This window comes from Streptomyces sp. NPDC058955 (assembly GCF_042741435.1).
In the GTDB taxonomy this organism is placed as follows: domain Bacteria; phylum Actinomycetota; class Actinomycetes; order Streptomycetales; family Streptomycetaceae; genus Streptomyces.
In genome coordinates, this window is the sequence record NZ_JBHYKM010000176.1 from 1 (window position 1) to 10178 (window position 10178).

At 75.1% G+C, this 10178-nt stretch carries 12 protein-coding genes; 6 read left to right on the forward strand and 6 right to left on the reverse strand.

The window, feature by feature from the left end; all coding sequences use genetic code 11:
• From ACFW1I_RS36265 to ACFW1I_RS36275, 3 genes are all read left to right on the forward strand, one after another.
• Positions 1-323, forward strand: a 323-nt coding sequence (locus ACFW1I_RS36265) for a hypothetical protein (protein ID WP_384678024.1), incomplete at its 5' end; no start/stop codon positions are given.
• Between the two features lie 21 nt (positions 324-344).
• Entirely contained in the window at positions 345-2078 is a 1734-nt protein-coding gene (locus ACFW1I_RS36270) for a cation acetate symporter (protein ID WP_384678026.1), read from the forward strand.
• The gene (locus ACFW1I_RS36275; protein WP_384678028.1) at positions 2075-3286 is read left to right on the forward strand and encodes a histidine kinase; all 1212 of its coding nucleotides are present in this window, start codon (positions 2075-2077) and stop codon (positions 3284-3286) included. Before ACFW1I_RS36270 ends, ACFW1I_RS36275 begins: the two co-directional genes overlap by 4 nt.
• Before the next feature lie 3 nt (positions 3287-3289).
• Here ACFW1I_RS36275 and ACFW1I_RS36280 read toward each other — a convergent pair whose 3' ends face one another.
• The 4 genes from ACFW1I_RS36280 to ACFW1I_RS36295 all read right to left on the reverse strand — a co-directional run bounded on the left by ACFW1I_RS36280 (position 3290) and on the right by ACFW1I_RS36295 (position 5468).
• The gene (locus ACFW1I_RS36280; RefSeq protein WP_384678030.1) at positions 3290-3763 is read right to left on the reverse strand and encodes a hypothetical protein; all 474 of its coding nucleotides are present in this window, start codon (positions 3761-3763) and stop codon (positions 3290-3292) included.
• A gap of 94 nt (positions 3764-3857) precedes the next feature.
• Entirely contained in the window at positions 3858-4361 is a 504-nt protein-coding gene (locus ACFW1I_RS36285; RefSeq protein ID WP_384678032.1) for a hypothetical protein, read from the reverse strand.
• 95 nt (positions 4362-4456) lie between these two features.
• Entirely contained in the window at positions 4457-4870 is a 414-nt protein-coding gene (locus ACFW1I_RS36290; protein WP_384678048.1) for a PaaI family thioesterase, read from the reverse strand.
• 22 nt (positions 4871-4892) lie between these two features.
• Entirely contained in the window at positions 4893-5468 is a 576-nt protein-coding gene (locus tag ACFW1I_RS36295) for a sigma-70 family RNA polymerase sigma factor (RefSeq protein ID WP_384678034.1), read from the reverse strand.
• Positions 5469-5748: 280 nt separating this feature from the next.
• On the opposite strand from ACFW1I_RS36295, the gene ACFW1I_RS36300 reads away from it, so the two are divergent.
• Entirely contained in the window at positions 5749-6969 is a 1221-nt protein-coding gene (locus tag ACFW1I_RS36300) for a CapA family protein (protein ID WP_384678036.1), read from the forward strand.
• Between the two features lie 13 nt (positions 6970-6982).
• Here the strand turns inward: ACFW1I_RS36300 and ACFW1I_RS36305 are convergent, their stop codons facing one another.
• Positions 6983-7444 carry a universal stress protein gene (locus tag ACFW1I_RS36305; protein ID WP_384678038.1) on the reverse strand — a complete coding sequence of 154 codons (462 nt, stop codon included), beginning with the start codon at positions 7442-7444 and terminating at the stop codon, positions 6983-6985.
• A gap of 90 nt (positions 7445-7534) precedes the next feature.
• Between ACFW1I_RS36305 and ACFW1I_RS36310 the strand changes: the two genes are divergently transcribed.
• Positions 7535-8398 (forward strand): polysaccharide deacetylase family protein, encoded by an 864-nt coding sequence (locus ACFW1I_RS36310; RefSeq protein ID WP_384678040.1) that lies wholly within the window; start codon positions 7535-7537, stop codon positions 8396-8398.
• A 63-nt stretch (positions 8399-8461) separates the two neighbouring features.
• Here the strand turns inward: ACFW1I_RS36310 and ACFW1I_RS36315 are convergent, their stop codons facing one another.
• Entirely contained in the window at positions 8462-9124 is a 663-nt protein-coding gene (locus ACFW1I_RS36315; protein ID WP_384678041.1) for a class F sortase, read from the reverse strand.
• Positions 9125-9551: 427 nt separating this feature from the next.
• On the opposite strand from ACFW1I_RS36315, the gene ACFW1I_RS36320 reads away from it, so the two are divergent.
• Positions 9552-10037 carry a hypothetical protein gene (locus ACFW1I_RS36320; protein ID WP_031015157.1) on the forward strand — a complete coding sequence of 162 codons (486 nt, stop codon included), beginning with the start codon at positions 9552-9554 and terminating at the stop codon, positions 10035-10037.
• Positions 10038-10178 lie beyond the last annotated feature (141 nt).

Below are 10178 nucleotides of genomic sequence, written 5' to 3' on the forward strand. Positions count from 1 at the left end.
GCGCCCCCCGGCCGGGCCGGGCGCCCCCCCCCCGGCCGCTGCACCCGCCGGCCCGCTCCGAGATCGACGAGCAGACCACCCTCGGCCACACCTACGTCCGCTCCCTGATGCGCAGCCAGCTCCGCGCCGCCCTCACCGCGCTCGGCGCCCTCGCCCTGCTCGTCGGCACCCTCCCGCTGCTGCTCGCCCTGCCCGCCCCCGAGGCGCTGGTGTGGGCCGCGCTCGGCGTCGGCGTGTACCCCGTCGTCTGGGCCGTCGCCCACTGGTACGTCCGCCGGGCCGAGCGCAACGAGCGCGACTTCACCGGCCTCGTCGAGCGCTGAGGGACCGGTGGACCGCCCCGCATGAACCAGACCCACGCGGTCGTCGCCGTCACCGCCGTCGTCCTCGCCACCGTCCTCATCGGCGCCCTCGGCCTGCGCGTCTCCCGCACCACCTCCGACTTCTACGTCGCCTCCCGGACCGCCGGGCCGCGGCTCAACGCCGCCGCCATCAGCGGCGAGTACCTCTCCGCCGCCTCCTTCCTCGGCATCGCCGGACTCGTCCTCGTCCAGGGCCCGGCCATGCTCTGGTACCCGGTCGGCTACACCGCCGGCTATCTGGTGCTGCTCGTCCTCGTCGCCGCCCCGCTGCGCCGCTCCGGCGCGTACACCCTCTCCGACTTCGCCGAGGCGCGCCTGGAGTCCCGGCGGGTCCGCCGGCTCGCCAGCCTCTTCGTCGTCGGCATCGGCTGGCTCTACCTGCTGCCGCAGCTCCAGGGCGCCGGACTCACCCTGGAGATCCTCACCGGCGCCCCCGACTGGGTCGGCGGCCTGCTCGTCGCCGTGGTCGTCACCGGCACGGTCGCCGCCGGCGGCATGCGCAGCATCACCTTCGTCCAGGCGTTCCAGTACTGGCTGAAGCTCACCGCCCTGCTCGTCCCGGCCTTCTTCCTGGTCGCCGCCTGGTACGGGGACGGGGCGCCCCGGGCCCGCTTCGACGCCCCCGCCGTGCTCCGCGAGCACACCGTCGTCCGGGTCGCCGACACCGTACGCATCGGCCTCGACACCCCGCTGACCCTCACCGTCACCGGCACCGTCGACTCCGTCCGGTACGAGGAGCGGCCGGTCACCCTCCCGCCGGGCACCCACCGGGTCGACGGCGGCACCGTCCTCGCCCTCCCGCCCGGCACCCCCGTCCCCGAGCGGCGCGGGAACGGCGCCGATCCCCTCGGTTGGTCCCAGCCGCTCGCCGGCGGCCGCGACGGGCACCAGCTGTACGCCACGTACGGGCTGATCCTCGCCACCTTCCTCGGCACCATGGGGCTCCCGCACGTCGCCGTCCGCTTCTACACCAGCCCCCACGGCCGGGCCGCCCGCCGCACCACCCTCGTCGTCCTCGGACTGATCAGCGCCTTCTACCTGCTGCCCGCGGTGTACGGGGCGCTCGGCCGGATCTACGCCCCCGAGCTCGCCCTCACCGGGTCCGCCGACGCCGCCGTGCTCGTCCTGCCCGACCGGATCGTCGGCGGCGCGCTCGGCGACCTCCTCGGCGCCTTCCTCGCCGGCGGCGCCTTCGCCGCCTTCCTCTCCACCGCCTCCGGACTCACCATGTCCGTCGCCGGCGTCCTCGCCCAGGACGTGCTGCCCTCCCGCGCGGTCCGGCACTTCCGGCTCGCGACGCTGCTCGCCACCGCCGTCCCGCTCGCCGTCGGCGTCGCCGCCTCCAAGGTGCCGGTCGCCGACGCCGTCGGGCTCGCCTTCGCGGTCTCCGCCTCCTCCTTCTGCCCGCTCCTCGTCCTCGGCATCTGGTGGCGGCGGCTCACCCCGCCCGGCGCCGCGGCCGGACTCCTCCTCGGCGGCGGCTCCGCGCTCGCCGCCGTGATGGCCACGCGGGCCGGACTCGCCCCGGCGGGCTGGCCGCACACCCTGATGGCCTGGCCCGCCGTCTGGTCCGTCCCCCTCGGCTTCCTCACCATGGTGCTGGTCTCGCTCGCCACCCCGCGCAGCGTCCCGCCCGGCACCGCGGTGACCCTCGCCCGGCTCCACCTGCCCGAGGAGTTCACCGCCCCCGTGCCCGCCCAGGAGGCCCGCCGGTGAGCGGCATCGCCCTGGCCGCGGCGAGCGCCGCCGGAGCCGTCCTGCTCGCCGCCGGCGTCGTCCTCGGCCGGCTCACGGCGCGGCGCGGCGCCCGCTCCGCCGACCTCGACCTCGGCACCCCCGTCGAGCGCGCCACCTTCCACACCCTGCACACCGCCTCGCTCGCCGCCCCGCCGCTGCGCGCCGGGCTCACCGAGGACACCGCCCGCAAGGCGGCCCGTCCGCTGCGCTCGCTGCTCGGCACCGAGGCCCTCTGCCTCACCGACGGCTCGGCCGTCCTCGCCTGGGACGGCCCCGGCGAGGCCCACCACCACGGGGGCGTCCCCGACCTGGCCGCCGCGACCCTGGAGACCGGCCGCAGCCGCTCCGCGCCCACCGGCTGCGCCGACCCCGGCTGCGCGCTGCGGTGGGTGGTGACCGCCCCGCTCACCGGGGAGGAGGGGGTCCTCGGCGCGCTGGTCGCCTACGGGCCGCGGGAGTCGGCGGTGCTCGTCCGGGCCGCCACCGAGGTGGCCCGCTGGGTCTCGGTCCAGCTGGAGCTGGCCGAGCTGGACCGCTCCCGGACCCGGATGGTGGAGGCGGAGATCCGCGCGCTGCGCGCCCAGATCTCCCCGCACTTCATCTTCAACTCCCTCGCCGCGATCGCCTCGTTCGTCCGCACCGACCCCGAGCGGGCCCGCGATCTCCTCCTGGAGTTCGCCGACTTCACCCGCTACTCCTTCCGCCGGCACGGCGACTTCGCCACCCTGGCCGACGAACTGCGCGCGATCGAGCAGTACTTGGCGCTGGCCGGGGCCCGCTTCGGCGACCGGCTCAAGGTGACGCTCCAGATCGCGCCGGAGGTGCTGCCGGTCGCGCTGCCCTTCCTCTGCCTCCAGCCGCTGGTGGAGAACGCCGTCAAGCACGGGCTCCAGGACCGGGAGCGGGGCTGCCGGGTCACCATCGCCGCGCGGGACGCCGGGTCGGAGGCGGTGGTGACCGTCGAGGACGACGGCGTCGGCATGGACCCGGAGCGGCTGCGGGCGGTGCTGCGCGGCGAGCACCCGGGCGGCTCGGGCATCGGCCTGTCCAACGTGGACGAGCGGCTGCGCCAGGTGTACGGGGCGGAGCACGGCCTCGTCATCGAGACCGGGGTCGGCGCGGGCATGAAGGTGACCGCGCGCTTCCCCAAGTACCGCCCGGGGGTGCATCCTTCGCCGTCGCGCTGACGGTCAGGAGAGCCACACGGCGAGGTGGGCGAGCGGCAGGCCCAGCCGCCAGGCGGGCAGCCAGGCGCGGGCCGTCTCGTCGACCAGCGGTCCCGGCCCCGTCCGCGGCAGGCCGTCCAGGTCGGCGGCGTGCACCCAGGTCTCCCGCAGGGTCCGCCAGGTGTCCCGGGCGAGGGCCAGATCGGCCCCGTCGGGGTCCTCCGCCTCGGCGGCGGCGAGCCGTTCCTCCACCCAGTCCGGCCAGTCCGCCTCGTGCGCGGTGAGGCCCAGCCACTCCTCGGCGGCGGGCTCCCCGGAGAGGTGGACGGTGAGGGCCAGGGCCCGCAGGGAGGCGCGGTGCTCCAGCGAGCCCGGATCGGTCAGGCCGGCCGCGGTCAGATACTGGTCGGCCAGGTACTCGGCGCACAGCCAGGCCATCGGGACGGCCAGACCTCCGCCGCTCCTGCGGCCGGCGCCGTTCGTGCTCTCGGGCGGCAACGCTCCCACCTTCTCCCGGACGTCGGGGACCCGCGGTTCTCGGGACCCGGAGCAGAGCCTCCTCCGCTCGGGGCGTCCGCGTGGACCGCTTTGCTCAACTCGCCGGTGTGGTTTCGGATACGTTCCCCGGCCGGATCGGTGCCGACGGGTCTGCGGGGGCGCATGGTGCGGAAGGGGCGGCGGAGCTTCGCCGGCGGACGAGCGAGGAGAGCGCGGTGACGCCGACGACGAGCGCGAGCGAGCGCACGGGCAGGATCGCGCCGAAGGAGTCGTCCAGGCCGTCGATCCCGTTCCAGACGGCGACGATCCACCCCACGCTCCCCACCAGCACCATCGCCCCCGGCTGCCGCTCCCCGCTCAGCCGCATCCCGGTCCAGAGCACGAGCGGCATGACCAGCGCGGTGTTGAGCAGCGCGGTGGTGAAGACCTGGGCCTCCCCGTACCCGGTCGGTGCCCCCAGGGCGGCCGAGGCCTGCCCGACGAGGGCGAAGCGCAGGGTGTCGGAGAGCACGAGGTGCGAGGCGCCGACGGCGATGCAGGTGACGACGACGGCCTTGAAGAGGCGGGGGAGGGGCGGGGTGTGAGGTCGTGAGGCCATGGGTGCGACTATACGCACGGTGTATACATAGAGTGCATAGACCCCCGCTCCCCTCCCCGCGACAGGGGGCCGCGCGGAGGGGCGCCGGGGGCGGGCTAGCCCAGCAGGGCGTAGACGGCGGTCGCGTGGGCGGCCGGTTCGGTGGTGCCGTCGGCGGTCATGGTGATGTCGGCGAAGGCCATCCGCTTGCCCAGCTTGGTGAGCCGGGCGCGGATCAGGACGTCGGTGCCGAGGACCGCCCGCTGGAAGCTGGTGGACTGCTGGACCGTGGTCATGGGGACGAAGCCGCCGCGGGCCGCCGAGACGGCGATCACGGTGGCCGTGTCGGCGGCGGCCATCAGGGCTTGGCCGGAGATGCCGCCGCCCTCGCGCGCCAGCCGGTCGGACCAGGGGAGGCGCAGGACGGCCTCGTGGCCGTCGACGGAGTCGACCGTGAGCCCCAGGTCCAGGACCCAGGGGGCGAAGTTGTCGGCGAGGATCTTCTCGGCGGCGGCGGGAGTCAGCGCCACGGTGTCAGGGAGCGTCACGGCGTCATTGTGCGGCCGCGGCCCGGTGGCGGGCAATGACGCCGTGCCGCGGCCGGTAGCCGGGCAGTGAGCGGCCGAGCTGCCGAAGGGCGTAGTGGGAACGGGACTTGACCGTGCCGGCCGGGATCCCGAGGTCGACGGCGGCCTCGTTGACGGTGAGCCCGTGGAAGTAGAGCCGGACCAGCACCGCCCGGTGCTCCGGGCTCAACTCCCGTACCGCCGCCCGGACGTCGAGGGCCGCCTCGGCCGACTCGGTGGCGTCCGAGGGGTCGGGGGTCACCGCGAGGACCCCGTCGCCGATCTCGGCCGGCCGGGCCAGCCGGGAGCGGCGGGCGTCGATGGCGAGCCGGCGGGCCACGGTGAAGAGCCAGGGCCGCATCGAGGCGTAGGCCCCGCTGAACGCCTCGGGGTGCAGCCAGGCCCGGACCAGGGTCTCCTGGGCGAGGTCCTCGGCGCGCTGGCGGTCGCCGTAGGTCAGTCCCAGGAGGAAGGAGAGCAGGGCGGGGCCGTGCTCGCGCTGGAGTTCCTGAAGCGTCCGCTCGTCGGTCGTCGCCGTCGCCGTCGCCGTCGCCGTCGTCATGAGTGCCCACCCTTCGCCGCCCGCTCGGCGGTTCGTCGTCCGCGCCGTATACGAACGCATCCGGGCGGACGAGGACAGGGAACGGACAGCGGTCTGCGACGAACGGTCGGAACGAGCGGCGAATGGCACGGCGAGCGGTCGGAAGGCGAGCGGGCGAGGGGCATACGTCCGATTCGGTAGGGTTCGTGCCCCACTCCGGCCCGGTCCCTTGACTGACGGCCCCCCGAGGGATGAATTCGGCAGAACACATGTTCTTCCTATGATCGGGGTGGCAGTCGTCATGACCGCAGGCACCAGACCGGTACGCGCCAGACTCGCCCGGGCCGGTTCCACCGTCCTCGCCGGCTCCCTGCTCGCCGTCGTCGCCGCGTGCAGCCAGGGCGGACCCGGCGGCACCCCCGCACCCGGCGGCTCGCCCGGCAGCCCGCCCGGCGGCTCCACCGCGCCCCGCCCCGCCCCGGCCCCCAGGCCGGCCGGCTTCACCCTGGTGGCCTCCGGCGACGTCCTCCCGCACGACTCGATCATCCGCCGCGCCGCCGCCGACGCCGGCGACGGCGGCTACGACTTCCGCCCCATGCTCGCCGGCGTGAAACCGGTCGTCTCCCGCGCCGACCTCGCCATCTGCCACATGGAGACCGTGTACGGGAAGGACGGCGGCCCCTACACCGGCTACCCCGCCTTCAAGTCCCCGCCCGAGGTCGCCACCGCGCTGAAGGCCACCGGCTACGACTCCTGCTCCACCGCCTCCAACCACACCCTCGACGACGGCGCGGCCGGCCTCGGCCGCACCCTCGACGCCCTCGACGCGGCGGGCGTCAAGCACGCCGGATCGGCCCGCACCGCCGCCGAGGCCGCCCGGCCCACCCTGCTCAAGGCCGGCGGCGCCACCGTCGCCCAGCTCGCCTACACCTACGACACCAACGGCTACCCGCTGCCCGCGGGACAGCCCTGGGCGGTGAACCTGCTCGACGAGGCCAAGGTGCTCGCCGACGCCCGGGCCGCCCGGGCGGCCGGCGCCGACGTGGTCGTCGTCAGCGTCCACTGGGGCACCGAGTGGCAGACCGAGCCCGACGAGCGGCAGCTCTCGCTCGCCCGCTCGCTCACCGCCTCCCGCACCGGCGGCCGCCCCGACATCGACCTCATCGTCGGCACCCACGCCCACGTCCCCCAGGCGTACGAGAAGGTCAACGGCACCTGGGTGATCTACGGCATGGGCGACCAGATCGCCGGCGACATGATCAACCACGAGGGCGTCTTCGACCCCCGCGGCAACCAGGGCAGCATCGGCCGCTTCACCTTCGCCCCGCCGAAGAAGCCCGGCGCCCGCTGGGAGGTCACCAAGGCCGAGTTCGTGCCCCAGTGGTTCGACACCGGGCGCGGCCGGGTGGTCAACCTGGGCTCCGACACCTCCGACCCCCGCCACCCCGGCATCCGCGAGACGATCCGCCAGGTCGTCCTCGGCCGGGGCGCCGACAAGGACGGCCTCACCCTCGGCACGTGAGGACGGCGGCCGGTCAGGGGACGACCGTGACCGGCCAGCGGCCCGCCTTCACCAGCCGCACGGCCACCGAGCCGACGAAGCGGTGCCCGGCCGACTCCGAGGCGCCCACCACCACGGCGTCCGCCTTCAACTCCTCCGCCGCCCGCACCAGCCCGGTGTACGCGTCCCCCTTGAAGGTGCGGAACTCCCACCGCACCTGCCAGAGATCCTTCACCCGCTCGGCCGAGGCACGGATCTCCGCCGCCAGCTCCTGCGCGATCTCCTCCGTCGCCCCGGCCACCGGGGCGCCCATCGAGGCGCCGGCCGCGATCAGCGGCTGTACGTAGACCAGCGCGAGCAGCGCGTTCTGCCGGCGGGCCAGCCCGGCCGCGTACGACGCCGCCCGCAGCGACGAGGCCGAACCGTCGACCCCGGCCATGATCACCTTCGGGCCGTCGGTGCCGCGTTCGAACCGGTGGGGCTGCTGTTCGCTCACCCTTCGAGGGTATCGGCCCAACGGGTGCAATCGGACGGCGGCCCGGTGTCGGTGAGGGGCCCGGGACCCTCCCCGTATGAACCATTGGTCATGAAAAACGATCAGCTGCCCACCGGGCGGAGGTCGGTGCTGCGCCTGGCCGCCGGCCTCGGCGTCACCGTCGCGGCCGGCGCGTTCGCCCTCGACCGGTTCGGCCCCGGCGACACCGCCGCGGAAGGCGCCGCCGCCGCGCCCCAGGGCCCGCCCGGCGCCGCCGCCGGGCCGCCGGCCTCCTCGCCCCGGCTGCGGCCCTCCGCGTACCGGCTCCAGCCCATGACGGCGTACGCCCCCGCCGCCCGGCCCCGGGCCCTCCCGCCGGTCCGGCAGCGGCCCTTCCTCTCGCTGACCGGCGTCGGCCGCTCCATGGTGCTCACCTTCGACGACGGCCCCGACCCCCGCTACACGCCCGACATCCTGGCCACCCTGCGGCAGTACGACTGCCGGGCCATGTTCTTCGTCTGCGGCGAGATGGCGGTGGAGAACCAGGACCTGCTCCGGGAGATGGCCGACGACGGGCACGTGGTCGGCAACCACTCGTGGTCCCACCCGCTCGTGCCGAAGCTGCGGCCCTCCCGCATCCGGGACGAACTCGGCTCCACCAGCGAGGTGGTGGAGCGCGCGCTGGGCGCCGCGCCGCTCTGGTACCGGGCCCCGTACGGCGCCTGGAACCGGCACTCCTTCGAGATCGGCGCCGAACTGGGCATGGAGCCGCTCGCCTGGACCGTGGACACCCTCGACTGGAAGGAACCCGGCAGCGGCACCATCGTCCGCCGGGTCCTCGACGGCGCGGGACCCGGCGTCATCGTCCTGTCGCACGACGCCGGCGGGAACCGCTCGCAGAGCGTGGCCGCCCTCCGCCGCTACCTGCCCGCGCTCCTCGACGAGGGCTACACGGTCACCGTCCCCCGGCGCTGACCGCCCGGGCGTCACGCGAAGGGCCCCGGGGGACGCCCCCGGGGCCCTCCACGCGCGCGTGCGTCAGCGGGAGCCGACCATCCGGGCGTAGACGACCACGTTCCCGTCGTACCCCTTCGCCCGGGTGTAGCCGCCGCCGCAGGTGATCACCCGCAGCTCCGGGTGGCCGGTGTCCCCGTAGACCTGCGGACCGGGGAAGTCCTCCTTGGAGTACACCTCGATGCCGTAGATCTCGAAGACCGCCACCCGTCCGTCGTACCGCTCGACCTCGACGTGCTGGCCCTTCTCCAGCGAGCCGAGGCCGTAGAAGACCGCCGGGCCGCTGTTGTTGTCGACGTGCCCGACGATCACCGCGGTGCCGCGCTGACCGGGCGCGATGCCGTTCTGGTACCAGCCGGCCAGATTGGCGTCCTGCGGGGGAGGGGCCGCCACCCAGCCGTCCGCGTCGAGCCCCACGTCCATCACCGGGGCCGCGACCTCGATCGCCGGGATGCGGATCCGCGAGGCGGGCGCGAAGGGCAGCGGCTGGACGCCCGCCGACGCCTCCGCGGGCGGCGCGACGACCGGACGGGCCACCGGACGGGCCGCGGCGGCCGGCTGCGGCGGACCGCCCGCGACGTCCGCGCCGTTGCGCATCATCGCGAGTCCGGACAGCATGGCGAGGGCCAGGACGCCCCAGGGGTGTCGTCTCCTGCGCTCAGGGACGCGGAAGTCCTTCGGGGGCATGGTTCTCCCTTCGTGGCGACGTGTGAACGGTAAGGGCGACTCCGCACCCCTGCCCTCCGGGCGGCCCGAACGGGTAACCCCCCGCCGCCGTACGGGTGGCGACGCGCCGAAGACAACCCCCGCCCGGGCGCGTACCGGAGCCGACGCACCGTCAGGAAGAGCGCGCACGCTCGGCGTCGGTCGCCCCTGTCCGCCCGGGTGACAGCGCGCTGACCCATCCGAGTACTCGTCGGACAATCGTTTTGCGCGCCCCTGACCTGCGGTTGTGTGGCCCCGTGCAACTCGATCGGCGGCATGGCCGCTCACCGGACCGGCCCAGTGCCGAGGTGCAGGGAGAGGTCCAAGTTGTGATGGTTCGTCATGGAAGGCGTACTCGTCGAATCTCCCGGAGCACCGCTTCGGGGCGTCTTCCACTGGAGGTTCAACCATGCGTGCTGCACGCACTCTGGCGGTGACCGCCACCGCGTTCGCCGCGGTCGCCCTGGCCGCTCCCCTCGCCGCCGCCACCAACGGTCCCAGCAACGTCCAAGTCAACCCCTACGACGTCCACGCGGGGTCGACGATCACGATCACGGCCAAGGGCTGCGGCCACGGCGGCACGGTCACGTCCAACGCCTTCCCGGAGACCAGCCTCTCGGTCAACTCCAACGGCCTGTCCAGCGCGATCGCCCGGGTCTACAACAACGCCACGCCCGGCAACTACAACCTGGCCGTCAAGTGCAGCGACAACTCCCGGGTCGTCACGCACCCGTTCCGCGTGCTCGCGGGCCGCGGCGCCCAGGGTGGTCTCGGCGGTTCGCTGGCGCCCAGCTCCACCGAGATGGCCGTCGGCGGCAGCCTGGTCGCCGCCGCCGCGCTCGGCGGCGGTGTCTTCGTGCTCCGTCGCCGCCGGATGACCGGCACGGGCGTCTGACCGGCCGAACCTCCCGGTCGGCCTCCTGTGCCCCCCCCCCCCCCGGTCCCCGCGGGGGTGCCGGGGGGCGGGGCGGGCGGGCGCCCCGGCGCGCGGCGGGGCGGCGGACGCCGGCGGCGCGCGCGGTCCCGCGCTCCACAC